Source organism: Bradyrhizobium pachyrhizi, assembly GCF_001189245.1.
Classification (GTDB): domain Bacteria; phylum Pseudomonadota; class Alphaproteobacteria; order Rhizobiales; family Xanthobacteraceae; genus Bradyrhizobium; species Bradyrhizobium pachyrhizi.
Genome location: NZ_LFIQ01000088.1, coordinates 38,422 through 62,275 on the forward strand (window position 1 = coordinate 38,422; position 23,854 = coordinate 62,275).

Annotated in this window: 19 protein-coding genes and 1 pseudogene; 12 read left to right on the top strand and 8 right to left on the bottom strand. The window is 65.7% G+C overall.

Translation table 11 applies throughout. From position 1 onward, the window contains the following. From AKL29_RS45180 to ligA, 7 genes and pseudogenes are all read left to right on the top strand, one after another. A pseudogene (locus AKL29_RS45180) lies at positions 1–226 on the top strand (cell division protein FtsQ/DivIB); the annotation flags it as partial. After that, on the top strand, positions 223–1,539 hold the full coding sequence (gene ftsA / locus AKL29_RS20535) for a cell division protein FtsA (protein ID WP_028332543.1): 1,317 nt from the start codon (positions 223–225) through the stop codon (positions 1,537–1,539). The pseudogene AKL29_RS45180 and the gene ftsA, both read left to right, overlap by 4 nt. A gap of 89 nt (positions 1,540–1,628) precedes the next feature. Next, entirely contained in the window at positions 1,629–3,419 is a 1,791-nt protein-coding gene (ftsZ, locus tag AKL29_RS20540; RefSeq protein ID WP_028332542.1) for a cell division protein FtsZ, read from the top strand. 350 nt (positions 3,420–3,769) lie between these two features. Beyond that, positions 3,770–4,732 carry a UDP-3-O-acyl-N-acetylglucosamine deacetylase gene (lpxC, locus tag AKL29_RS20545; RefSeq protein ID WP_028332541.1) on the top strand — a complete coding sequence of 321 codons (963 nt, stop codon included), beginning with the start codon at positions 3,770–3,772 and terminating at the stop codon, positions 4,730–4,732. A 244-nt stretch (positions 4,733–4,976) separates the two neighbouring features. Next, positions 4,977–5,885, top strand: coding sequence for an outer membrane protein assembly factor BamD (locus tag AKL29_RS20550; protein ID WP_050385396.1), 909 nt, complete (start codon positions 4,977–4,979; stop codon positions 5,883–5,885). Between the two features lie 13 nt (positions 5,886–5,898). Further along, complete coding sequence (gene recN, locus AKL29_RS20555) at positions 5,899–7,569, top strand: DNA repair protein RecN (protein WP_050385397.1); 1,671 nt, start codon at positions 5,899–5,901, stop codon at positions 7,567–7,569. Positions 7,570–7,576: 7 nt separating this feature from the next. After that, the gene (gene ligA, locus AKL29_RS20560) at positions 7,577–9,724 is read left to right on the top strand and encodes an NAD-dependent DNA ligase LigA (RefSeq protein WP_050385398.1); all 2,148 of its coding nucleotides are present in this window, start codon (positions 7,577–7,579) and stop codon (positions 9,722–9,724) included. A 150-nt stretch (positions 9,725–9,874) separates the two neighbouring features. Here ligA and AKL29_RS20565 read toward each other — a convergent pair whose 3' ends face one another. Together AKL29_RS20565 and AKL29_RS20570 are read right to left on the bottom strand one after the other, a co-directional pair. After that, positions 9,875–11,164 carry a multidrug effflux MFS transporter gene (locus tag AKL29_RS20565; RefSeq protein ID WP_028332536.1) on the bottom strand — a complete coding sequence of 430 codons (1,290 nt, stop codon included), beginning with the start codon at positions 11,162–11,164 and terminating at the stop codon, positions 9,875–9,877. Positions 11,165–11,473: 309 nt separating this feature from the next. Next, positions 11,474–13,303, bottom strand: coding sequence for an aminopeptidase P family protein (locus AKL29_RS20570; RefSeq protein WP_050385399.1), 1,830 nt, complete (start codon positions 13,301–13,303; stop codon positions 11,474–11,476). Between the two features lie 190 nt (positions 13,304–13,493). On the opposite strand from AKL29_RS20570, the gene AKL29_RS20575 reads away from it, so the two are divergent. Further along, positions 13,494–13,679, top strand: a complete 186-nt coding sequence (locus AKL29_RS20575; protein ID WP_028332534.1) for a hypothetical protein — start codon at positions 13,494–13,496, stop codon at positions 13,677–13,679. 18 nt (positions 13,680–13,697) lie between these two features. On the opposite strand, the gene AKL29_RS20580 is transcribed toward AKL29_RS20575, so the two are convergent. Beyond that, positions 13,698–14,204 (bottom strand): hypothetical protein, encoded by a 507-nt coding sequence (locus AKL29_RS20580; protein ID WP_050385400.1) that lies wholly within the window; start codon positions 14,202–14,204, stop codon positions 13,698–13,700. Then, entirely contained in the window at positions 14,201–15,085 is an 885-nt protein-coding gene (locus AKL29_RS20585) for a 50S ribosomal protein L11 methyltransferase (RefSeq protein ID WP_028332532.1), read from the bottom strand. Before AKL29_RS20585 ends, AKL29_RS20580 begins: the two co-directional genes overlap by 4 nt. A gap of 170 nt (positions 15,086–15,255) precedes the next feature. Between AKL29_RS20585 and AKL29_RS20590 the strand changes: the two genes are divergently transcribed. Next, positions 15,256–15,420 carry a Flp family type IVb pilin gene (locus tag AKL29_RS20590; RefSeq protein ID WP_016841571.1) on the top strand — a complete coding sequence of 55 codons (165 nt, stop codon included), beginning with the start codon at positions 15,256–15,258 and terminating at the stop codon, positions 15,418–15,420. Between the two features lie 263 nt (positions 15,421–15,683). Here the strand turns inward: AKL29_RS20590 and AKL29_RS20595 are convergent, their stop codons facing one another. Further along, complete coding sequence (locus tag AKL29_RS20595) at positions 15,684–17,285, bottom strand: phytoene desaturase family protein (protein ID WP_028332528.1); 1,602 nt, start codon at positions 17,283–17,285, stop codon at positions 15,684–15,686. 179 nt (positions 17,286–17,464) lie between these two features. On the opposite strand from AKL29_RS20595, the gene AKL29_RS20600 reads away from it, so the two are divergent. Next, positions 17,465–19,729, top strand: a complete 2,265-nt coding sequence (locus tag AKL29_RS20600) for a spermidine synthase (protein ID WP_028332527.1) — start codon at positions 17,465–17,467, stop codon at positions 19,727–19,729. A 24-nt stretch (positions 19,730–19,753) separates the two neighbouring features. On the opposite strand, the gene AKL29_RS20605 is transcribed toward AKL29_RS20600, so the two are convergent. Next, positions 19,754–20,341: a TetR/AcrR family transcriptional regulator gene (locus AKL29_RS20605; protein WP_028332526.1), complete on the bottom strand. Its 588-nt coding sequence runs from the start codon at positions 20,339–20,341 to the stop codon at positions 19,754–19,756. Positions 20,342–20,475: 134 nt separating this feature from the next. Between AKL29_RS20605 and AKL29_RS20610 the strand changes: the two genes are divergently transcribed. Then, positions 20,476–21,033 (top strand): DUF308 domain-containing protein, encoded by a 558-nt coding sequence (locus AKL29_RS20610; protein WP_028332525.1) that lies wholly within the window; start codon positions 20,476–20,478, stop codon positions 21,031–21,033. 98 nt (positions 21,034–21,131) lie between these two features. Here AKL29_RS20610 and AKL29_RS20615 read toward each other — a convergent pair whose 3' ends face one another. Further along, a complete protein-coding gene (locus tag AKL29_RS20615; protein WP_028332524.1) occupies positions 21,132–21,980 on the bottom strand; it encodes an alpha/beta fold hydrolase in 849 nt (282 codons plus the stop codon). Between the two features lie 318 nt (positions 21,981–22,298). Continuing rightward, complete coding sequence (locus AKL29_RS20620; RefSeq protein WP_050385402.1) at positions 22,299–23,093, bottom strand: L,D-transpeptidase; 795 nt, start codon at positions 23,091–23,093, stop codon at positions 22,299–22,301. Between the two features lie 302 nt (positions 23,094–23,395). Here AKL29_RS20620 and AKL29_RS20625 point away from each other — a divergent pair, with 302 nt between their 5' ends. Further along, on the top strand, positions 23,396–23,725 hold the full coding sequence (locus tag AKL29_RS20625; protein ID WP_050385403.1) for a hypothetical protein: 330 nt from the start codon (positions 23,396–23,398) through the stop codon (positions 23,723–23,725). Positions 23,726–23,854 lie beyond the last annotated feature (129 nt).

Here is a 23,854-nt window from a genome sequence, read left to right on the forward strand (position 1 = left end):
CAAGGACGGTCTCGACGTCCGCCTGCCGGAGAACGACGTCGGCAACGCGCTCGCTGCGCTCTCCAGGCTCGACAAGGACGAGAAGCTGTTCTCGCGCGACATTGTCGCCGTCGACATGCGCCTGCCCGATCGGCTGATCGTGCAATTGTCCGAGGACGCCGGCAAGGCGCGGGACGAATTGTTCAAGGACAAGAAGTCCAAGAAGAAGGCCGGTGACTCCGCATGACCGGCCTCGATCGCAACCTGACCCCGAAGACCCGCCCGATGCAGAAGCGCACCGCGATGGTGGCTTCGCTCGATGTCGGCTCCAGCAAGATCGCCTGCATGATCGCGCGGCTGAGGCCGTCGCCGCCGAACGAGGCGCTGCGCGGACGCACCCATGCGGTCGAATTGATCGGCTACAGCCAGATCCAGTCGCGCGGCGTCAAGGCGGGCTCCGTGGTCGATCTCGCCGAATGCGAGAAGGCGGTGCGCCACGCGGTGGCGCTGGCCGAGCGCATGGCCAAGGTCCGTGTCGAATCCGTCCTGCTGTCGGTCTCCGGCGGCCGGCAGCACGGCCAGCTGGTCGAAGCCGCGGCCGATATTCGCGGCGGCTCGGTCACTTCGGACGATATCAGCCGCGTCACGTCCGCCGGCATGCGCCACGCCGCAGGCGCCGGCCGCACCGTGCTGCACGCGCTGCCGGTCGGCTACGCGCTCGACGGCGTCAAGGGCATTCGCGATCCCAGAGGCATGGTGGCGCGCCAGTTCGGCGTCGACATGAACGTGGTGACGTCGGACGCGACTGTCGCCAAGAACCTGATGCTGGTGGTCGAGCGCTGCCATCTCAACGTCGAAGCCATGGCGTCGAGCCCCTATGTCGCGGGCCTCTCGGTGCTGACCGATGACGAGGCCGATCTCGGCGCTGCCGTCGTCGAGATGGGCGCGGGATCGACGACGATCGCGACATATTCCGGCGGACGTCTCGTGCACGCATCCGGATTTGCGCTGGGCGGGCAACACATCACGATGGACCTTGCGCGCGGCATCGGCGCGTGCATTGCGGATGCCGAGCGAATCAAGACTTTATACGGCACGGTGCTGACCGGCGGTTCGGACTCGCGCGAGCTGATGTCCGTTCCCACTGCAGGCGATGATCGGGAGACACCGCAAATCGTGTCCCGCGCCACGATTGCGAACATTGTCCGGCATCGCGCCGAGGAGATTTTCGAAATGGTCCGTGACCGGCTCGCGGATTCCCCCTTTGCGGCAGAGCCGAGGGCGCGCGTCGTGCTGAGCGGCGGCGCCTCGCAGCTCACCGGCACCGTCGAGCTTGCCACCCGCATCCTGAACCGTCAGGTCCGCATCGGCCGGCCGCTCGGCTTCGGCCGGCTGCCGAACGAGGCGAAGGGCGCCTCGTTCTCGGTGCCCACGGGCCTCCTGGTCTATCCGCAATACGCACATCTTGAACATGTCGAACCGCGGCGCACGCGGCAGCTCAGGACAGGGACAGACGGTTACTTCGGAAAGGTCGGACGATGGCTTCGCGAGGGCTTCTGATGACCGCACCCCGGCTCACAGCATTTTCACCAGCTCCGGCGGCCAGCGGCCGGGACGAACCAACGCGCGCATAATCGAGAGAGGCAACCATGGCACTCAATCTGACACCCCCTGACATCAGCGAGCTGAAACCGCGGATTACCGTCTTCGGCGTTGGCGGCGCGGGTGGTAATGCCGTCAACAACATGATCACCGCCGGGTTGCAGGGCGTCGACTTCGTCGTCGCCAACACCGACGCGCAGGCGCTGACCATGTCGAAGGCGCAGCGCATCGTGCAGATGGGCACCCAGGTCACCCAGGGCCTCGGCGCCGGTTCGCAGCCCGACGTCGGCGCTGCGGCCGCGCAGGAGGTCATGGACGAGCTGCGCGATCACCTCACCGGCGCCAACATGGTGTTCGTCACCGCCGGCATGGGCGGCGGCACCGGCACGGGTGCTGCACCCGTGATCGCCAAGGCCGCTCGCGAGATGGGAATCCTCACCGTCGGCGTGGTGACCAAGCCGTTCCACTTCGAAGGTCAGCGCCGCATGCGCACCGCCGAGCACGGCATCGCCGAGCTGCACAAGGTGGTCGACACGCTGCTGATCATTCCGAACCAGAACCTGTTCCGGGTCGCCAACGAGAAGACCACCTTCGCCGACGCCTTCGCGATGGCCGACCAGGTGCTGTACTCGGGCGTCGCCTGCATCACCGACCTGATGGTCAAGGAAGGTCTGATCAACCTCGACTTCGCCGACGTCCGCGCCGTGATGCGTGAAATGGGCAAGGCGATGATGGGCACCGGCGAAGCCACCGGCGAGAAGCGCGCGCTGACCGCCGCGGAAGCCGCGATCGCCAACCCGTTGATCGACGACAGCTCGATGAAGGGCGCCCGCGGCCTCTTGATCTCGATCACGGGCGGCAAGGACCTGACCCTGTTCGAGGTCGACGAAGCCGCCACCCGCATCCGCGAGGAGGTCGACGCCGACGCCAACATCATCGTCGGCGCCACCTTCGACGAATCGCTCGACGGCGTCATTCGCGTCTCGGTGGTCGCAACCGGTATCGAGCAGGCCGCGATCGCCTCCCGCGCCCAGGCTCCCGCCGCGCAGCAGTCGGGCGGTTCGCCGGAGAGCCGGCTGGCCGATCTGACCGCCCGCCTGCGTGCCGACAATCAGCGCATGGCCGAGCGTGCCCAGAAGCTGGAACCGCCGACCGGCGTGACGGTCGCCCCGATTGCAGCTCCCGCCGCTCCGCAGCAGCGTCCGGCTGTCGAGCGCGCCGCGCTCGCGGCGATCGCCGCCGCGGTTGCTCCCGACAGCGCGCCGGCTGCCCAGGCGCCGATGCAGCCGGCCTCCTACGGTGACGTCACCGTGCGGCCGATTGCCCAGAAGCCCTCGTTGTTCCCGGACCACGAGGCCGCCCGGGCCGAGCAGCATGAGCCGATGCCGCCCGAGACCTTCATCCCGCAGGCGGCGGAACGGTCGCCGGTCCGTGCTCCGCGGATGCCGAAGTTCGAGGATCTGCCGATGCCGGCGCAGGCCGAAATCCGCCAGGCCAGCGGTGACGGCGAGGTGGAGCACCCGCAGAAGACCCGCCTGTCGCTGCTGCAGCGGCTGGCCAATGTCGGCCTCGGCCGCCGCGACGAGGAGACCGAGCCGCCGATCGCGGCCCGTACCTCTGGTCCGGCCATGCCGACGATGCCGCCGCTGCCCGAGCGCAAGCCGGCCCGCAGCGTCGCCCAGCAGATCTCGGCGAACGAATCGCCGGTATCCGAATATGCAAAGCGCCCTGCGCCGCAGGGTCTGGACGCTCATGGCCGCCAGGCACCTGTTGCCCCGGCGCCACAGGGCGACGACCATCTTGATATCCCGGCCTTCCTGCGCCGGCAGGCAAACTGAAGTTTGTTACAACCTTGGCTACGAAGAAGGCCTCGGCGGGGAACCGCCGGGGCCTTTTCCTTGTCGCGCACAAGCGATTGCGCCGGATAAACAAGCAACTGATTTTAAATGATTAATTATTCTTTCGGTGGTCAGATGGCGCGTCGCCGAGGACCGTTTTCGCTGCCGTAATTTGGTTAACCTTGGGCGTGAATGCGGCGGAGATGGGGTAACAATCGGTAAAGAAGCGTGAGTTGGCGCGGTTTAGGGCTGTGACTATGGTCTGCCGTGACTTGGGGAGCTCAAGCGAGTCGGCCTTGGGGAAATTTGGCCACTTGAATTGAGTGAAGTCGGGTAGTGGGCATTATCGAATGAAGTTCAGCCGTCAAACAACGCTTCGGTCGCAAGCCACCGTGACTGGCGTAGGCGTTCATTCCGGTCTTCCTGTTAGTCTCACCCTGGGACCTGCACCTGTTGATGCGGGTTTTATTTTTGTCCGTACCGGTCTCGACGGTTCCGACCGCGAAGTCGTGGCCACCGCCGATGCGGTGATCGCGACCGAGTTCGCGACGGTGCTGGGTGACCGCGAAGGGCCGCTGGTTTCGACCGCCGAGCACGTGCTCGCGGCGCTGCGCGGCATGGGCGTCGACAACGCCACCATCGAAGTCGACGGCGCCGAAGTTCCGATCATGGACGGCAGCGCTGCGGCGTTCGTCGCGGCCATCGATCAGGCGGGCATTGTGACCCAGCCCGGCGTCCGTCGCTTCATCCAGGTTTTGAAGCCGGTGCAAGTCAAGATCGGCGAATCGGTTGGCGAACTGCGTCCGTTCGCAGGCGGGTTCCGCGCTGAAGTCGAGATCGATTTCACCAACCAGGTGATTGGCCGCCAGACCTTCTCCTTCGATCTGTCGCCGGAAGGTTTCCGCCGCGAGGTTGCGCGGGCCCGCACGTTCGGCTGCATGAGCGACGTGGCGCGGCTGTGGGGCGCAGGCTTCGCGCTCGGCGCGTCCTTCGACAACACCGTGGTGTTCGACGAGGCCCGTCTGCTCAACGCCGAGGGCCTGCGCTACGCCGACGAATGCGCCCGCCACAAGGTGCTCGACGTGATCGGCGATCTGGCGCTGGCCGGCCTGCCGCTGCTCGGCAGCTACCGGTCGGTACGGGGCGGCCACAAGCTCAACAACGCGGTGCTGAAGGCGCTGCTCACCGACCGCAGCGCCTGGCGGGTGGTCGAATCGGAGACGGCTCGGCGGCCGGCCCGTGGCCATGTCGAAGCCGGTGCAGGCACCGTGGGCGGTCTCGTCGCCCCGGCCTATGGCCCGGACGTGTCCTGATCGCCGCAGGCGGTCGGGCCCAATTTCCGTAACAACCACAGCAGGCTGTGAGCTTCGTCGGGTCGCCTTATTCCCGGCGGAATGGCTCCGTATTCGGTTGGTCCACGGTCATTTTTCGGCTAAGCAGGCCTGCGGTTGCGAGTAACGGCAGTCAAGGCACTGGAAATATTGCATCCATGACCGCGGTTCATGGGTGGAGTGGGGTCGCCGTTAACCGCATCAAAGGCGTCAGGTTTTAAAATTCATGTCGGCAATGCGTATGGCGCTCGAATCACGCAATTCTTCTGACGTCTCCGGCCTGACCAAGGCCGCGCGCGCGCTGCGTTTTGCGGCGGGTCTGATCGTGCTGGCCATGCCGCTCAGCGGCTGCGGCACCGGCGCGCTGTGGGACAAGTTCATGGCCAAGGACGACACGTTCGTCGATGAGCCCGCGGACAAGCTCTACAATGAGGGCTTGTACATGATGAACGAGAAGAAGGACCTGAAGGCCGCCTCGAAGAAGTTCGAGGAAGTCGACCGTCAGCATCCCTATTCCGACTGGGCGCGCAAGTCGCTCCTGATGTCGGCCTATTCGTTCTACCAGGCGGGCGACTACGACAGCTGCATCGGCTCTGCCACCCGCTACGTCACGCTGCATCCCGGCAGCCCGGATGCGTCCTACGCCCAGTACCTGATCGCGGCATCGCATTTCGACCAGATCCCGGACATCTCGCGCGACCAGAGCCGCACCGAGAAGGCGATCGCGGCGCTCGAAGAGGTGGTGCGCAAATATCCGACCTCGGAATACGCCACCCAGGCCAAGTCCAAGATCCAGGCTGCGCGCGACCAGCTCGCCGGCAAGGAAATGGCGGTCGGGCGCTATTACATGGGCAAGCGCGACTTCACCGCCGCGATCAACCGCTTCAAGACCGTGGTCACGCAGTACCAGACCACGCGCCATGTCGAGGAAGCGCTGTACCGCCTCACCGAGGCCTACATGGCGATCGGCATCGCCGGCGAGGCGCAGACCGCGGCCGCGGTGCTCGGCCACAATTTTCCAGACAGCCGCTGGTACAAGGACGCATATAATCTAGTAAAGTCCGGCGGTCTCGAGCCGAGCGAGAATCAGGGATCCTGGATCAGCAGGACCTTCAAGAAGATAGGTCTCGGCTAGGAATTGTCCTCGCATGCTGGCGCGTCTGTCGATCCGTGACATCGTCCTGATCGAACGGCTCGATATCGAATTTTCCCGTGGCCTCGCGGTGCTGACCGGCGAAACCGGCGCAGGCAAATCCATCCTGCTCGATGCCTTTGCGCTGGCGCTCGGCGGCCGCGGCGATGCCGGACTGGTCCGCCACGGCGCCGAACAGGGGCAGGTCACCGCCATGTTCGACGTCCCGAAGGGGCATCCGGCGGCCGGGATCCTGACCGAGAACGGCCTCGACGACACCGGTGAGATGATCCTGCGCCGCGTGCAGCTCGCCGACGGCCGCACCCGCGCCTTCATCAACGATCAGGCGATCAGCGTGCAGACCCTGAAGGCGGTCGGCGCCGCGCTGGTCGAGATCCACGGCCAGCATGACGAGCGCGCGCTGGTCGACGCCTCCACCCATCGCCAGCTGCTCGACGCCTTCGCCGGACACGAGAAGGACGTCGCGGCGCTGGAAGCGCTGTGGGACATCAGGCGGACCGCCAATGCTGATCTCGACGAGCATCGCGCCGGCATGGAGCGCGCCGCGCGCGAGGCCGACTATCTGCGCCATGCCTCGCAGGAATTGAAGACGCTGGCGCCGAAGGAAGGCGAGGAGACCGAGCTCGCGGGTCGCCGCACCACCATGATGCAGGGCGAGAAGATCGCAACCGATCTGCGCGAGGCGCAGGAGGCGATCGGCGGCTCGCATTCGCCGGTGGCGTCGCTGTCGGCCGCGGTACGGCGGCTGGAGCGGCGCGCCGCCAACGCGCCTGCGCTGATCGAGCCCGCGGTCAAGGCGATCGATATTGCGATCAACGCGCTGGAAGAAGCCGACCAGCACCTCAACGCCGCGCTGGCGGCGACCGATTTCGATCCGGCCGAGCTGGAGCGCATCGAGGAGCGGCTGTTCGCGCTGCGCGCCGCCTCGCGTAAATATTCGACGCCGGTCGATCTGCTGGCCGCGCTGGCGGCGCAATATGCCGGCGACGTCGCGCTGATCGATGCCGGCGCCGACCAGCTGAAGAAGCTGGAAGCGGCCGCCGGTGAAGCCGACAAGCGCTATGCGGCGGCTGCCGCCAAGCTGTCGGCGGCGCGCACCAAGGCCGCCGAGAAGCTCAACAAGGCCGTCAACGCCGAGCTTGCGCCGCTCAAGCTCGAGCGCGCGAAATTCATGACCCAGGTCGAGAGCAACGCGGCCGCGCCGGGGCCGCAGGGCATCGACCGCGTCGAGTTCTGGGTGCAGACCAATCCGGGCACCAAGCCGGGGCCGATGATGAAGGTCGCCTCCGGCGGCGAGCTGTCGCGCTTCCTGCTGGCGCTCAAGGTCGTGCTGGCCGATCGCGGCTCGGCACCGACTTTGGTGTTCGACGAAATCGACACCGGCGTCGGCGGCGCGGTGGCCGATGCGATCGGCTCGCGGCTGGCGCGCCTTGCCGGCAAGGTGCAGGTGATGGCGGTGACGCACGCGCCGCAGGTCGCCGCCCGCGCCAGCCAGCATCTCCTGATCTCCAAGGACGCGCTCGACAAGGGCAAGCGGGTCGCCACCCGCGTCAACGCGCTCGCCGCCGACCATCGCCGCGAGGAGATCGCGCGCATGCTGGCCGGCGCCGAGATCACCGCGGAGGCGAGGGCGGCCGCGGAACGGCTGCTCCGGGCGGCGAGTTAGTTCGCCGATGGCCACCAAAGCCAAGAAAGCGCTGGTCGACGTCGACAAGCTCACCAAGGCCCAGGCCAGGGTCGAGCTGACCCGGCTCGCGCTCGAGCTCGAAGGTCACGACAAGCGCTACTATCAGGACGATGCGCCGAGCGTCACAGATGCCGAATACGACGCGTTGCGGCAGCGTTACAATGCGATCGAGAAGCGCTTCCCTGAATTCGTCACCGCGGAATCGCCGTCGCAGAAGGTCGGCGCCGCGCCGTCGGGGCGCTTCAGGAAGGTCCGGCATTCGCTGCCGATGCTGTCGCTCGACAACGCGTTCGCGGAAGCCGACGTGGTCGACTTCGTCGGGCGCATCACGCGCTTCCTCAAGCTGCCGGATGACAAGATCGATTTCTCGGCCGAACCGAAGATCGACGGGCTCTCGATGTCGCTGCGCTACGAGGGCGGCGAGCTCGTCACTGCGGCAACCCGCGGCGACGGCGCCGAGGGCGAAGACGTCACCGCCAACATCCGCACGCTCGAGGACGTGCCGCAGAAGCTGAAGGGCCGCAACGTGCCTGACGTCTGCGAGGTGCGCGGCGAGGTCTACATGACCAAGAAGGCGTTCCTCGCGCTCAACGAGCGGCAGAAGGCGGCCGGCGACACCATCTTCGCCAATCCGCGCAATTCGGCGGCCGGCTCGCTGCGGCAGAAGGATCCCGCAGTCACTGCCTCGCGGCCGCTCGGCTTCTTCGCCTATGCCTGGGGCGAGATGAGCGCGATGCCGGAGGATACCCAGACCGGCATGATCCACTGGTTCGAGCGGTGCGGCTTCAAGACCAATCCGCTGACCAAATTGTGTCACTCGGTCGAGGAGCTGATCGCGTTCCATCGCAAGATCGAGGAGCAGCGCGCCGAGCTCGACTACGACATCGATGGCGTCGTCTACAAGGTCGATCGCATCGACTGGCAGGAGCGGCTCGGCTTCGTGTCGCGCACGCCGCGCTGGGCGATCGCGCACAAATTCCCGGCCGAGCGCGCCATGACGGTGCTGCGCGACATCGAGATCCAGGTCGGGCGCACCGGCTCATTCACGCCGGTCGGCAAGCTCGAGCCGGTCGGTGTCGGCGGCGTGATCGTGCAGAACGTCACGCTGCACAATGAGGACTACATCAAGGGCATCGGCAACAAGGGCGAGGTGCTGCGCGAGGGGCGCGACATCAGGATCGGCGACACCGTGGTGATCCAGCGCGCCGGCGACGTGATCCCGCAGGTCGTCGACGTCGTGATCGACAAGCGGCCGAAGAACGCGAAGGAATTCCACTTCCCGAAGAAATGCCCGTGCCCGCTGCACACCGACGTGGTGCGCGAGGAGACCGCGGCCGGCGAGGAGGGCTCGCGCGCCCGCTGCACCGGCGAGTTCGCCTGTCCGTTCCAGAAGGTCGAGCACCTCATTCTGTTCGTGTCGCGCCGCGCCTTCGACATCGATGGTCTCGGCGTGAAGCAGTTGCAATATTTCTTCGACGAGGGATGGGTCAAGGAGCCGGCTGATATCTTCACGCTGCAAAAGCGCAACGCGAAGCTGAAGCTGGAGGATATCGAAGGCTACGGCGAGACCTCGGTGCGCAATCTGTTCGCCGCGATCGACAGCCGGCGCAAGATTGGCCTGGAGCGCTTCATCTACGCGCTCGGCATGCGTCATGTCGGCGAGACCACCGCGCTGGCGCTGGCGCGCGGCTATGGCTCCTGGGACGCGTTCCACGATGCCTGCCTCAAGGTCGCCAAGGGCGACGAGGAAGCGATGGCGGAGATGGATGCGCTCGACCAGATCGGCGACACCGTGATCAAGAGCATCGCGGATTATTTCGGCGAGAGCCACAATCGCGGCATCGTCGAGCGGCTGACCGGCGAGCTCGATGAGATCATCGACGCCGAGAAGCCGAAGAGCAATTCGGCGGTGGCCGGCAAGATCGTGGTGTTCACCGGATCGCTCGAAAAGATGACGCGCGACGAGGCCAAGGCGACGGCCGAACGGCTGGGCGCCAAGGCGGCCGGCTCGGTGTCGAAGAAGACCGACTATGTCGTCGCGGGGCCGGGCGCCGGCTCGAAGCTTGCCGAAGCGCAGAAGCACGGCGTCCAGGTGCTGACCGAGGACGAGTGGCTGAAGCTGATCGGGGAGTAGGGGTGCAACGCCGCCGCACTTTCGGCTGTCGTCCTCCGCGAAAGCGGGGGACCCAGTATTCCAGAGACAGTCATTGTTGAGCCGATAGGTCGCGGCGTACTGGATCCCCCGCATACGCGTGGGATGACGAGCTAGGGTGCGGCGCGCGCCTCACATCATCCCCTGCTCATCCTCCTCGGCCTGCGCGATCAGCTCCTCGCTCACCACCACCTGCCGCCGCGGTACGACAAAGATCATGGTGCAGGCGCAGGCGATCGAGATCGCGAAGATCGCCGCGGTCAGCGGCAGCGTCGTGGTGGAGTGGCCGCCGAGATAGGCGCCGAATTGCGAGATCAGCGAGCCGATGCCCTGCTGCAGGAACCCCATGGCGCCCGAGGCGGTGCCGGCGGCCTCGGGGCGGACGCTGATCGCGCCGGCGGCGGAATTGGCCATCACGAAGGCATTGGCGATCATCACGATCATCTGGGTGCCGAACAGCCAGATCGGGGCCTGGTTTACTCCGGTAAAACTCCAGACCAGGTTCAACAGGCTGCCGCCGACCTGCAGCGCGAGGCCGAACCAGATCAGTTTCTCCAGCGAGTGCCGCGGCGCGAAGCGCACGCACAAGAGATTGCCGACGAAGTAGCCGAACCCCGTCATCGCGAACCACGCGCCATACTCGGCACTGGTCCGGCCCATCTGGGTCACCACGATGTAGGGGCCGCCGCCGGCGAAGGCGAAGATGATCTGCGACGCCAGCACCTGGCACAGCAGATAGCCGACGAAGGCGCGGCTCGTCATCAGCTTGCCGAGGTCGCCGCGAAAGCTGGAGCTGTCGGCACGGTCGCGGCGGGTTTCCGGCAGCGCCAGTGCGATGAAGATCGTGACGGTCAGCGACGCCGCGGTGATGAGATAGAGGATCGCGCGCCAGCCGAATGTGGTCTCCAGCAGGCCGCCGGTCAGCGGGCTCACCATCTGCGCGATCATCAGCGCGGCGACGACGAGGCTGATCATGGCGCCGACCCGCTCGCGCGGATAGAGGTCGCGGATGATGGCGCGGCTGATCACCATGCCGCTGGCGCCGCCGAGCGCCTGGAAGAAGCGCGCCGCGATCAGTTGCGGGAGGGTCTCGGCGAACACCGAGCCGACGCCGGCCACGACCATCAGGCCGAGGCCCGCGAGCAGCACCGGCCGGCGGCCGAACTTGTCGGACAGCGGCCCCATGATCAGCTGTGAAAGCGCGATGCCGACCATGTAGAGCGACACGGTCATCTGCGCGATCGAGATGTCGCGGCCGAATGTGGTCGCCAGCACCGGTAGCGCCGGCACCAGCATGTAGAGCGAGATCGGCGCCACGCCCGTCATCACGACGAGCATCAGCAGCATGACCTTCGATGTCGCGATGTTGTCTTTAATGTTGTCTTGGGCCGCGCCGGGCGGCTTGCCCATCACGCCGTGCATTCAGGTCCGATCCAGCATTGTGGAAAGACTGTAGCGTGCCCGTCCGCGCGGAATACGGGTGTTTCGGCATACGCCCATGCGATTTCGGGAGACGCGGTGACGATGTTTCGTCTCGCGCAATAAACACACTGTCGTCAGCTGCGGATTCCGCTGTCGTCCTCCGCGAAAGCGGGGGACCCAGTATTCCAGAAGCAGGCGTGTTTGAATTGATAGGCCGCGGCGTACTGGATCCCCCGCTTTCGCATGCGCGGGGGATGACACCGAGCGTTGGGGGGACGACGTCGAGTGTGCGGATGCCTGGGCGCGCCGCTATTTCAGCGCCGCCGTCGCCTCGTCCAGCCACAGCTTGGTCGCGCTGTCGTCGAGATGCGGACGCACCACATGCGCGACGCGGGCGTGATAGTCGTTGAGCCAGGCCAGTTCGTCCGGACTCAGCATGCCGACCTCGATCAGGCGGCGATCGATCGGCGCCAGCGTCAGCGTCTCGAATGCATTGATCGGCTTCTCGGCGCCGGCAATGTCGGTGCCGATCACGAGCTCGAGGTTCTCGATCCTTATGCCGTAGGCGTCGGTCTTGTAGTAGCCGGGCTCGTTGGACAGGATCATGCCGCGCTTCAGCGGCGTGGTGCCGAGCTTGGAAATCCGCGCCGGCCCTTCATGGACGCTGAGATAGCTGCCGACGCCGTGGCCGGTGCCGTGCTCGAAATCGATCCCGGCCTGCCAGAGATATTGCCGCGCCAGCGTGTCGAGCTGCGCGCCGGTGGTGCCGTCCGGGAAGATCGCACGGGCGATCGCGATATGTCCGCGCAGCACGCGGGTGAAGCGGTCGCGCATCTCGTCGGTCGGCTTGCCGATCGCGATGGTGCGGGTGACGTCGGTGGTGCCGTCCTCATATTGCGCGCCGGAATCGATCAGCAGGAGGTCGCCGGGCTCGATGCGGCGGTTGCTCTTGCGTGTCACGCGGTAGTGCACGATGGCGCCGTTCGGCCCGGTGCCGGCGATGGTCGGGAAGGAGACATCCTTCAGCGCGCCGGTCTGGCGGCGGAACGTCTCCAGCGCCTCGACGGTGTCGATCTCGGTGAGGCCGCCGGAGGGCGCCTCGCGGTCGATCCAGGCGAGGAAACGCACGAGCGCGACCGCGTCGCGCTGATGCGCCGTGCGCGTGCCCTCGATCTCGGTGATGTTCTTGACCGCTTTCAGCAGGCTCACGGGATCGCTGCCGCGCACCGGCTTGCCGCCGGCACCCGCGATCAGGCGGCTCAGGGCGTCGGCTGCGGTCGCGCTGTCGAGCGCGATCGAGGCGCCGCGCCTGGCGAGCTCGGTGAGTTTTGCCGCCAGCGCCGCGGGCTGCTCGACATCGGCGGATTGCTCGAGATGGTCGCGTGTCGAGTTGGACAGCTTGCGCTGATCGATGAACACCAGCGGCCGGCCTTCCTTCGGCACCAGCGCATAGGACAGCGGCAGCGGCGTATGCGAGACGTCGGCGCCGCGGATGTTGAAGGTCCAGGCCACCGCGTGGCTGTCGGACAGCACCAGCGCGTCGACGCCGAGCTTGTTGATCTCGAGCCGGATGCGCTTCAGCTTCTCGGCTTCGATCTCCCCGGAAAACTGCGCGCCGTGGATCGTAACCGGGCCGAGCGGCGGTGCCGGCCGCTCGTGCCAGATCGCATCGACCTGATTGCTGTCGACGGCGACCAGTTCCGCGCCGGCCTTGGTGCAGGCCGCTGCCAGCCGTTCGGCTGCCGCAGAAGTGTGCAGCCAGGGGTCAAATCCTAGGCGGTCGCCGGCCGCCAGATGCCGGGTCAGCCAGTGCTCCGGCGGCGGATCGACCAGCGGCTCGACCTGCCAGGCCTTGCGGTCGACCTGCTTGCCGGCCTGCAGCGTGTAGCGGCCGTCGACGAACAGGGCGGCCTCCTTGCTCAGCACGATCGCGAGCCCGGCCGATCCGGTGAAGCCGGTCAGCCAGGCGAGCCGCTCCTCGGAGGCCGCGACGTATTCATTCTGCTGCTCATCGGCGCGCGGAACCACGAATCCGGTCAGCTTGCGCCGCGCCAGCTCCTCGCGCAGCGCGCTCAAGCGGGCAGTCAGCGCCACGCCGCCTTCGGGCTCTTCGAACGTCTGGAAATGGGCTTCGAACATCGCCGTCGCACTCTCTTCGGATGGGGCCTGACCTTCGCGCGAGCGCGGTCAAGCATGACCATATTTTTGGCATAACTTATGCTTGAATATGGCATAGTGGAATTGGCCGGACGATGTCCACTGCACGTCAACGGTCAAGCGTACGGGGAGTGTCCAGGAGTGTCTCAACTCAACGGTGAGGAGATGCACGATGCCTGCATTCACGTTTGAGAAGATCTCGCCGCCGGTCCGCCGCGGCCCGATCGCGCCGGTCGAACAGAAGCAGCGCGGCGTCATCGTCCAGATGCTGGACCGCCTTGTCGAGGCGCGCGCCAAGCGCGCGGCCGGTCAGGACAAGGTCGAGACTAACCGTAGCGATTCGCCAGCGCCCGAATAAACAACCCGCGGATCGCGGCTACCGTTCCAGATCGGACGCCTTCGCCACGGTCACATTGACGAGCTTGCCGTTCTCGAGCTCGCGCACGATCCGCTCATCGGGACCGACGATGCCGAGATCGAATTCGCGCTCGGGCGTCACCAGCGTCATGCGTTGGCCGGCGATCACGACGACGGTCATGTCGAGCGTCTCGCCGGAGATCGCCCATTCCCTGAGCTCGCTGCGAAACGGCTCTTTGCGCCAAGCGTCGGGGAAGCCCGGATCGCATCTGACCTCAAGACCATCTTCCGACGTGGTCAGGACGAGCTTCGACCTTGAAGGCTTCCAGTGCTCCTCCAGCAGTTCGTTCGTCAGCCAGACGCAGCTGAACGAGCGGCATTCCGCCGGCCGGCCCGGATAGGTCCGGCAGCCGCGCCCCGGCTTGCAATGCGGGCACCACGTATTGGCGGGCTTTGCCAGTTCCTCGATCGCCATCACCTTGCAGCAGAGCGTGCAGTCGCCGCACTGTCTGCCGGTCGCGGTCACTTCACGAAACGCAGCAGCAGGCTGCTCCAGCCCTCGATCTTCAGATGCCGCAGCGGCACCAGCCCGCGGGCACGGTAGGCTGCGATGACCGCCGGCGCCTGGTGCGTCAGCAGGCCCGAGAGAATGACCTGCGCCGACGAGGCAAGGTGGCGCGCCATCGGGCCGGCCAGCTGCCGCAGCGGATTGGCGAGGATGTTGGCGAGCACCAGGTCGAACGGACCGTCTTCGGCAAAGCGCGGCGCCGCAAAACCGGTGGCGCGGATCACGTCCACCAGATCGCCTGCGCCGTTCAGCCGGGCATTCTCCTCGGCGACCCTGACCGACGGCGGGTCGATGTCGCTGGCCAGCACCTTGTCGTGCAGCGCCTTGGCGGCGGCGATCGCCAGCACGCCGGTCCCGGTGCCGAGATCCAGCACGCGGCGGGGCTGGTACGCCTTCAGCACGTGGTCGAGCAGCAGCAGGCAGCCGCGCGTGGTGCCGTGATGTCCGGTGCCGAAGGCCAGCGCCGCCTCGATCTCGATCCCGAGCTTGTTGGGGGGTATCCGGTGCCGGTCATGCTGGCCGTGGACGATAAAGCGGCCGGCCGCGACCGGGACAAGGTCCTCCAAGCTGGCCTTGACCCAATCCTTGGCCTCCACGGTATCAAAAACTAAAGTAGATGCGACATCCTGCCGCACCACCTGGTCAATCAGCTCGCGCAGTAAATTTTGGTCCGGCGGCTCGGCAAAATGGACGGTGACGTCCCAGCGGCCATCCGGCCGCTCGAAGGCCGCAAACGCCGCCTGATCCTCGAAAAACACCTCGGAAAGCGCGTCTACCACGCGCTTTGCGGTCGATTCGTCTGGAAGGGTGACGCTGGCGCGGTGTGTGGACGGGGTCATCGGAGGCGGGTAGCGCGGTTTTTGTTAAAATTTCAAGCCGGATTCAATCGAATATCGCGAGAATTGAGAGGTTCCCGGTTCAGACAACCTTAGATGTTGCAGTACTATTACGGTGGCGGAACTGGGAACACCCTTCGTTCCAAGGCATCACAACCAAGGGCAGGGCTGCAATGAAGGCTTTTATCGTTAAGTTTTTGCGGAATGAATCCGGCGCGACCGCCATCGAATACGGACTGATCGCGACCGGCATCGCCATCGCCATCATCGCTGCGGTGAATGGCGTCGGCACGGCACTGAGCGGGACCTTCAACTCGATCAGCGGCTCGCTGAAGTAATCTCTCGAACGGCGTTCTCAGGGAAGCACCGGGCGACATGTCGCCCGGTGTTTTCTTTTTGACCGGTTGTCCACAGAGCCACACGCAGCTTGTCGACAAGACGTCAACAGCGTTCTCCCGGGATTGTCAGCGTCTGTCGCACAGCCGGTCCACAGTGGCGTCCACCGGTTATCCCGTCTTAAGACAAGGCCGCTGTCCGCCGCAGGCCCACAGCTTCTCAACACGCCTGTCCACAGCTTGTCCCGCGGCGCGCGGTGCGTCGTCTACGAGAACAGCGCGCGATGGTCGGCCAGGATGGCCCGCGCGGCATTGTGGCCGGGGGCGCCGGTGACGCCGCCGCCGGGATGGGCGCCGGAACCGCAATGGTAGAGACCCTTCAGCGGTCCGCGGTAGTCGGCATGGCCGAGCATCGGCCGCGCCGAGAACAATTGGTTCAATGTCAGCGCGCCGTGAAAGATGTCGCCGCCGAGCAGGCCGAATTGCCGCTCGAGGTCGAGCGGCGACAGGATCTGGCGGCCGATCACGCTGCCTGCGAACCCGGGCGCGTAGTGGTCGACGGTTGCGATCATCAGATCGGCGACCTCTTCGCGATGATCGTCCCACGATCTGCCGTCGGGCAGTTGCGGCGCGACGTGCTGGCAGAACAGGCTCGCGACATGCTGGCCCGGCGGGCTCAGGCTGTCGTCGAGCGTCGAGGGGATCAGCACCTCGACGACCGGCGCGCGGCTCCAGCCGAATTCGCGTGCATCGTGCCAGGCGCGATCCATGTAGCCGAGGCTCGGGGCGATGATGATCCCCGCCGTGAGGTGATCCCCTAGGCCGGGCAGCGCGGTGAACGAGGGCAGGGCATTTAGCGCCACATTCATCCTGAACGTGCCGGACCCGTTCTGCCATCGGGAGATGCGCGCGCGAAACTCGGGCGCCAATGCGCCTTCCGGCACCAGGCGTGTGTACAGCAGCTTCGGATTGACGTTCGAGACGACGTATTTGGCGCGCACGGTCTTGTCATTGTCGAGGATGACGCCGACGGCGCGCTGCTTCTCGACGATCACCTCGCGGACGGCCGCATCGGTTTCGATCTCGACGCCATGGCTGCGCGCGGCACGCGCCATCGCCTGCGTGATCGCGCCCATGCCGCCGATCGCGTGGCCCCAGACGCCCTTCTTGCCGTTCACCTCGCCGAACGCATGATGCAGCATCACATAGGCCGAGCCTGCCGCGTAGGGGCTGGCATAATTGCCGACGATGGCATCGAAGCCGAACAGCGCCTTGACGAGGTCGTTCTCGAAGCGCTCGTCGAGCATCTCGCCGGCCGATCGCGTGAACAGGTCGAGCAGATTGCGCTGCTGTTCCAGCGACAGCCGGCGCAGGATGTTGGCGGTGCCGAGCGCGTTGAAGGCCTCGCTGATCGCGCTGATGCCAAAGCCCTCGACGAGGTTCGGCGGTGCGCGCAGCACGAATTGCCGCAGCACGTCGGCGATGGCTTCGAGTTCCCCTGAGAACGCGTCGATTGTGGCGGCGTCCTTGCGGCTGAGCTTTTCGACCGACTCCCGGGTTCGGCCTTCGCCGGTCAAAAGATAGCTGCCGTCGGGCGAGGGGAGGAAGTTCTGCGCGCGCCGCTCGACGATCCTGAGGCCGTGATCGGCAAGTTTCAGGTCAGACATGATCTGCGGATTGAGCAGGCTCACCGTGTAGGCGGCGACCGAATTGCGGAAGCCCGGGAAAAATTCTTCGGTGACCGCGGCGCCGCCGACCACCTTGCGGCGTTCCACGACCTTCACGCGCAGCCCGGCCATCGCAAGATAGGCCGCGCAGGTGAGGCCGTTGTGCCCCGCACCGATGATAACGACGTCTGTTTCGTTCATGTCCGCTTCAAGAAGCAGTGATTAGAGCATGTGCTGTGGCGCCGCAGCGCCGCGTCGTCAAGTCCGCGTGACCGCCGTTTCTTGTCCGTGATAGTGCCGTATGCTCAACTGAAATCCTCCGGTGGGGTGCCACCGGACTGTCCGCCTCCGGCGCCCGCCGGGTCCATGCCGGAGCTTTCATGACGTCTGAGCCGACCGCCTCGCGCAACCGGCTGGTGCTGGTTGTCTACACCGCCGCGATCTTCGTCAGTGCCCTGTTGCTGTTCTCGGTGCAGCCGCTGTTCACCAAGATGGTGCTGCCGCGGCTCGGCGGCTCGCCGGCGGTGTGGTCGGTGGCGATGGTGTTCTTCCAGTCGCTGCTGCTCGGCGGCTACGCCTATGCGCATCTCTTGATGAAGCTGAACGGCCGTATTGCGCCGGTCGCGGTGCATCTGGTGCTGCTCGTCGTCGCGTTGCTGACCTTGCCGCTGGCGATCAGGAGCGGCTGGGGCGAGCCGCCGACGTCCGGTTATGCGGTCTGGCTGCTCGGCCTGTTCGCGGTTTCGATCGGCCTGCCGTTCTTCGCGCTCGCCGCCAACAATCCGCTGCTGCAGGCCTGGTTCGTGCGCACCGGACATCCCAACGGTCCCGATCCGTATTTCCTCTACGCATCCTCGAACATCGGCAGCTTCCTCGCGCTATTGTCCTATCCGGTGCTGCTCGAGCCGATGTTCACGTTGCGCACCCAGAACCTGATCTGGACCGGTGGTTATGGTCTGCTGATCATTCTGATCGCGAGTTGCGGCGTGCTGCTGTTGCGGTCGCCGGCCAATGCCGCCGCAATCGACATGCAGGTCGATGACGCCAATGCGCCGGCGCCGTCCTGGCCGCTGCGGGCGCGCTGGATCTTCCTCGCCGCGGTGCCGTCCGGCCTCCTGATCGCGGTGACGGCGCATATCTCGACCGACGTCGCCGCCGCGCCCCTGCTGTGGGTGCTGCCGCTGTCGCTGTATCTCTTGACCTGGGTGGTGGTGTTCCAGTCGCGGCCGCTATTGCCGCACAAATGGATGCTGCGGGCGCAGCCGCTGGCGATTGCCGGCGTCGTGATCCTGCTTGCGGTCGGCGGCGAGCAGAACCTGCTGCTCACGCTCGGTGGCCATCAGCTCTGCTTCTTCATCATCGCGATGGCCTGTCATGGCGAACTGGCGCGCACCCGCCCGGCGGCGAAATATCTCACCGGCTTCTACGTCGCGCTGTCGTTCGGCGGCATGGTCGGCGGCCTGTTCGCGGGGCTTATTGCGCCTTTTACTTTCTCGTGGGTCGCCGAATATCCGATCCTGCTGGCGCTCGCGGCGCTATGCCGTCCGCCCGGCGGCGCGGAGCGGCTGCCGCGCTGGAGCGCCTGGTACTGGCCGTTCCTCGCGGTGCTGGCGGTGGCGCTGATCGCGCCAAGCCATTCGGGGGGCGACATCTTCAACTGGTTCGACGTGCACCGGGTCTGGGTGATCGGTGCGGTCGGCGTGCTCTCGGCGCTGCTGGCGCTCGCGCTGAACGCCAATCGCCGGAAGATCTTCGCCACCGTCGTGGTCGCGCTGGTGGTGCTGCGTGCCTATCCATCCGACGACGGCCGCGTCGAAACGGTGCGCAGCTTCTTCGGCGTGCACAAGATCGTGGTGACGGCGAACGGGCAGTATCACGTGCTGATGCACGGCACCACGATCCATGGCGCCGAGAAGTTCAAGAACGATGACGGCACGCCGGTCGCCGGAAAGCCCGAACCGATCAGCTACTATCACAAGGACGGCGGCATCGGGCGGGCGATCACTGCAATCCGCGAGCGCAAGGGCGCGCCGCTGAAAGTGGCGGTGATCGGGCTCGGTTCGGGGACGCTGACCTGCGCGTCGGCCCCCGGCGAGGACTGGCGCTTCTTCGAGATCGACCAGTCGATGGTCGATACCGCGCGCGATCCGAAATACTTCACCTACATCCAGAACTGCGAGCCGAACCTCAAGCCCGTCATCGGCGACGCGCGGCTGACCTTCGCCAAGGAGCCGGACGGCGCCTACGATCTGATCATCGTCGACGCCTATTCGTCGGACGCGATCCCGATCCATCTCGCGACCGAGGAGGCGATGGCGATCTACAAGGAGAAGCTGGCGCCGCAGGGCGCGGTCGTGATGCACGTCTCCAACCGCCATCTCGAGCTTGCCAGCGTCGTGGTCGGCATCGCAGACGCCAACGACATGAAGAGCTGGGTCTACAGCGAGGATTCCGGCCGCGACAACGAGTACATCTTCTCGACCTCGGTCGTGGTCTCCGCGCGCGAGGAGGAAGACGTTGGCAAGCTCGCATCATCAGATGTCTGGACCGAGACCGAAGCCGACGAGAAGCAGCGGGTCTGGACCGACGACTATTCGAACGTGCTGGGAGCGGTGTACCGCCGACTGCGCGACGGCGAGCAGTAAAGCGATCTGTCGCCCGATAACTCTCTAGCGCTCCGCTACCAGCAGTCTGGCGAGCTGGGGCTTGACGATTGCGGCAAACACTCCGGGATCGGCGAAAGCCCTCGCCGAGAGCATCGCCCCATGAACCGATGCCATCAGCATCTGGGCCTCCTCGTGCGGCCGCTGGTCCAGCCGGAACAGATGCTGTTCCGCGCCGGCCTGCAGCACCGAGCTGAGCCATCCCGCAAGATGATGGAAATGGGCGCGGACGCGAGATGCGACCTCGTCCGGCAACATCGGCATCTCGCCGGCAAGCATCGCGCAGACGCAGAACGGCAGCGAGGCATCGCCGATGCACGCCTGCCAGAAGTTCACGTAAGCCTGCAGTTGGTCGGTCGGGCTCGCGAATTGCTCCTGAAGCGACTTCAGGCCCCGCTCGGTCTGCTGCCGGTAGCGATCCACCAGCGCCGAGACCAGCTCGGCCTTGGTCGGGAAGTGATGGTGGATGCTCGCCTTCCGGATGCCGATGGCATCGGAGATGTCGGCATAGCTGAAGCCGTTATAGCCCCCCGCGACGATGAGCGGCTGCGCGACGTCGAGAATTTTTTCAGAAGTCGAAATCATCACGTTCACGTCATGCCTACCTTCCAGTAGGTAAATTAACAAGACAAATCAAGGCTTTCCTCTCCTCACAGGGCGTTCGAGCGCCAGATTGACTCGGAATTTTCATCTACCTACTAGTAGGAAGCCAAACAAGGAGCCTGTCAATGCAAAGCCACCTTTCGACCCAATCCACCTGGCTGCGATCCTATTATCTCGGGCGCGCCATCTTCTCGATCGCCTGGGTCGCCGCCGCCGTTCTGTTCAGCCGACAAGCCGGCCCTGCCGCGCTTCTGTTCGTGATCTACCCGGCGTGGGACGGCATCGCCAATCTGGCTGATGCCCGGGTCAATGGCGGCTTGAAGGCCAACCCATCCCAGGCCCTGAATGTCGCGGTCAGCGCGACCACGACGCTCGGCGTCATCGTGGCGCTCAGCCACAGCAGCAATGCCGTCCTGGCCGTGTTCGGGGTTTGGGCGATCCTCGCGGGCGTGCTGCAATTGTACACCGGCGTCAGGCGCTGGCGTCATTATGGCGCGCAATGGGCGATGATCCTGAGCGGCGCGCAGTCGGCACTCGCCGGCGGCTACATGATCAGCCAATCCATCGGCACCGTTGCGCCGACCATTCTCGACGTCGCTCCCTATGCGGGCTTCGGCGCGTTCTATTTCCTGCTTTCCGCAATCTGGCTCGTTGCCGCCGGCTATCGCCACGCGCGCGCTTAGGGTCAAAGCAAGAAGCTAGAGCTCCGTTCCGATTCAATCGGAACGGAGAGCTGTCCGGCAGCACCGGAGAGCGCGAGCTCGCCTTCAGCGCGACGCGGCTATTTGTTCTCTGGCGGCGCTGTACCCGCGGAGGCGGGCGTCGAGGCGGCGAGCAGCGGCATCGTCGGCGTGTTCCCGCCGGCATCCTCGTCGAGGAATTGCTCCACGCCGGCCTGGATCGACGACTTCGCGCTGTCCGGGCCGCGGTCGCTGAGATCGTTGTGCTGGAATTCGGTTCTGACCACCTTGATGCCGAGTCTCGCGCAGGTCTCGTCGTCGGGCACCACGCCCGGATCGGCCTTGAACACCGGATCCCTGGAGCGGAACGAGAGGATCTTGATCCTGCCGTCGGTGATGAAGGGGACGCGCAGATTGTCCAGCGTGACGACCTTCTTCACCAGGTCGGGATGCTGCTTGGCGAAGAACATCGAGATGTCGCCGCCGTTGGAATGGCCGATCAACGTCAGCTGGCGATAGTTTGCGTTCGGATAGACCTTCTTGAGCTCGTCGATCGCATACATGATGTTGAAGACGCCGCGATTGTACTGCATGCGGCGGCCGACATATTCCTCGCCGACCTTGGTGACCATCGGCGCGTCGGTGTCGAGATCATGCTGAATGCTGATCACGAGGTAGCCGCGCGACGCGAACAAATTGGTGAGGAACGAGTACTCGGTGTTCTTGACGGTGTTGCCGTGGCTCAGGATCGCGACCGGCAGCTCGATCATCTCGGCCATCGCCTGCATTTGCCGGTCGCGGCGCACCGCGACCTCGACCGTGACGTTGCGGTCGTCGCGCAGAACGTCGTGGAACGTCAGCGTCGTGTGACGGATGGCCCATCTGTCCGTCGTGAAATAAGCGGCCATCGCCACGATGCACAGGCAAAGGACAACGATGCCCCGTTTCATGTCGACCCCTGATCTAACCTACGTGACCCGCGCTTCTCGCCCTGATTTCATCGGGCATGCCGCGTGAATCGGCCTCCAGGGGCCAAGCGGGCGCTTGTGCCGCCGAATATCGGGCTAGTTTTACAATCAGATGACGACGCGACGACGGGCCACGGCGCACGATGACGGGCGCCCTTTGCGACGGTCACAAGCGGGTGAGGGGAGCGTGAACTGACGGCGCGCTGCCTGCGGCGCCGTCAGCGGACGAGGAGCGCGCGGCAGATTTCTTTTGACGCGTTTTCTTGACGCGAACCGGCGCCCACTTCGCTCGAAAACGCTCTAGTCCTGATAGGTGTTGCCGTAAAAGCCGCGCGGCTGATAGGCGGGGCGCGGCTGGTAGTAGCCCTGCGGCGCCGGCGCGTAGCCCTGATTGCCGTAATATTGCGGCTGCTGGCCATAGGCCTGCGCGTCATAGACGCGGCGGCTTGACGGCGGTGCCGGATAGCGGCGATCGGTCGAACTGCCGTCGGCCGGATAGATGTAGCCGTCGTCGGTGCGGGCCTGCGCCGGATAGTCTCGCGGCTGCGGCGTCAGCACGACCGGATCGCCGGCGGCGGCGGTGCCGTACTGCTCGTCATATTGCTGCGGCGCGCGGCGGGCGACGGCGGTGCCGTTGCGCCCACGCGGATTGCGCGCCAGCGCGACCTGCGACGAGCCGGTCAGCGTCACGGTGGTGTTGAGCACGCCTTCCTTCTGGACCAGCGCGTAGAGCGTGGTTGCGTTGTCGCGCGACAGCCGCACGCAGCCATGCGAGGCCGGCGAGCCGAGGCGGTTCACCGAGTCGGTGCCGTGAATCGCGTGCCCGATCTTGGTGAAAAAGATCGAGTGCGGCATCGGCGCGTCGTCGAATTCCTTGGAGTAGTGATCCTCTTCCATGCGGAAGGCGCGGAAACTGCCGTTCGGCGTTTCTCGCGACGGGATGCCGGTCGAGACCGGCCAGTGATAGCGCGCAACGCCGTCGACCGCGACGGTCATCTGCTGGTTGTCCTTGTCGATGGTGATATCGACCTTGGCCTGTGCGGCGCCGGCGGTGAAGAGCATCACGGACGTGAACGCAATGAGGAACGAACGCATTTTACCTTTGGCCTCCAGGCCTGCTCGCGAAGCCGCGGCTCTCCGTCCCCAGCAATCAATATGCACGGAATCCGAACTTGGTTCCAGTGGCGGGCCAAGGCCGTGATCACTTGCCATGGTTAATCCCGCGCGCGGCGCAAACAAGGCCGAAGCCGGACCTGCCTGTCACGGCCGGCTGACTTTTTCGCGAGCGGGCCGCGACGACGGCCGCGATTGGTCCTGCGACACGCAACCATTTGGCCGCATGGACGTTTAACAATCCCGCCCGGCGGCGCGCTCGCGCCGCGCATCAAGGAATCCAGATGAACAACACCAAGGTGAAGACCGCGGCCGTCGTCCCAGCCGGCCTCTCCGCGCGGCTCCTGCTTGCGGCCGCAGCCCTCGCTTTGACGCTGGTCGCAGCCCCGCATGCCGGCCATGCCCAGGGCATCGTCCGCGGCGCCCATGAGGGCGCCTATGAGGGCAACCGGGTCGCCGGTCCGGTGGGCGGCGTGGTCGGCGGTGCCGTCGGCGCCGGTGTCGGCGGCGCCATGGGCGCGGTCAAGGGCGTGTTCGGCATCCCGGATCGCGGTTACCGCCGTGGCCACCGCTGCCGGGGCTACTACCGCCACGGCCATTTCCACTGCTATTGATCGTTGAAGAACCTGTAGCGGATGGAGCCAATGGTTCGCGCGAACGTGGGCCCGATGACAGGCTCCGCGAAATCCGGGTTCTGCAGGCTCGGCGATAAGGTCCCGGATTGCGCTTCGCTCCATCCGGGC

Excerpts from the sequence above, each read along its gene's own strand:
- AKL29_RS20570 (WP_050385399.1), bottom strand. The coding sequence starts at position 13,303 with ATGTTCGAAGCCCATTTCCAGACGTTCGAAGAGCCCGAAGGCGGCGTG.
- AKL29_RS20585 (WP_028332532.1), bottom strand. The coding sequence starts at position 15,085 with ATGACCCCGTCCACACACCGCGCCAGCGTCACCCTTCCAGACGAATCG.
- AKL29_RS20625 (WP_050385403.1), top strand. The coding sequence starts at position 23,396 with ATGAACAACACCAAGGTGAAGACCGCGGCCGTCGTCCCAGCCGGCCTC.
- AKL29_RS20620 (WP_050385402.1), bottom strand. The coding sequence starts at position 23,093 with ATGCGTTCGTTCCTCATTGCGTTCACGTCCGTGATGCTCTTCACCGCC.
- AKL29_RS20575 (WP_028332534.1), top strand. The coding sequence starts at position 13,494 with ATGCCTGCATTCACGTTTGAGAAGATCTCGCCGCCGGTCCGCCGCGGC.
- lpxC (WP_028332541.1), top strand. The coding sequence starts at position 3,770 with ATGAAGTTCAGCCGTCAAACAACGCTTCGGTCGCAAGCCACCGTGACT.
- AKL29_RS20550 (WP_050385396.1), top strand. The coding sequence starts at position 4,977 with ATGTCGGCAATGCGTATGGCGCTCGAATCACGCAATTCTTCTGACGTC.
- ftsA (WP_028332543.1), top strand. The coding sequence starts at position 223 with ATGACCGGCCTCGATCGCAACCTGACCCCGAAGACCCGCCCGATGCAG.
- ftsZ (WP_028332542.1), top strand. The coding sequence starts at position 1,629 with ATGGCACTCAATCTGACACCCCCTGACATCAGCGAGCTGAAACCGCGG.
- AKL29_RS20565 (WP_028332536.1), bottom strand. The coding sequence starts at position 11,164 with ATGCACGGCGTGATGGGCAAGCCGCCCGGCGCGGCCCAAGACAACATT.
- recN (WP_050385397.1), top strand. The coding sequence starts at position 5,899 with ATGCTGGCGCGTCTGTCGATCCGTGACATCGTCCTGATCGAACGGCTC.
- ligA (WP_050385398.1), top strand. The coding sequence starts at position 7,577 with ATGGCCACCAAAGCCAAGAAAGCGCTGGTCGACGTCGACAAGCTCACC.
- AKL29_RS20600 (WP_028332527.1), top strand. The coding sequence starts at position 17,465 with ATGACGTCTGAGCCGACCGCCTCGCGCAACCGGCTGGTGCTGGTTGTC.
- AKL29_RS20595 (WP_028332528.1), bottom strand. The coding sequence starts at position 17,285 with ATGAACGAAACAGACGTCGTTATCATCGGTGCGGGGCACAACGGCCTC.
- AKL29_RS20590 (WP_016841571.1), top strand. The coding sequence starts at position 15,256 with ATGAAGGCTTTTATCGTTAAGTTTTTGCGGAATGAATCCGGCGCGACC.
- AKL29_RS20615 (WP_028332524.1), bottom strand. The coding sequence starts at position 21,980 with ATGAAACGGGGCATCGTTGTCCTTTGCCTGTGCATCGTGGCGATGGCC.
- AKL29_RS20610 (WP_028332525.1), top strand. The coding sequence starts at position 20,476 with ATGCAAAGCCACCTTTCGACCCAATCCACCTGGCTGCGATCCTATTAT.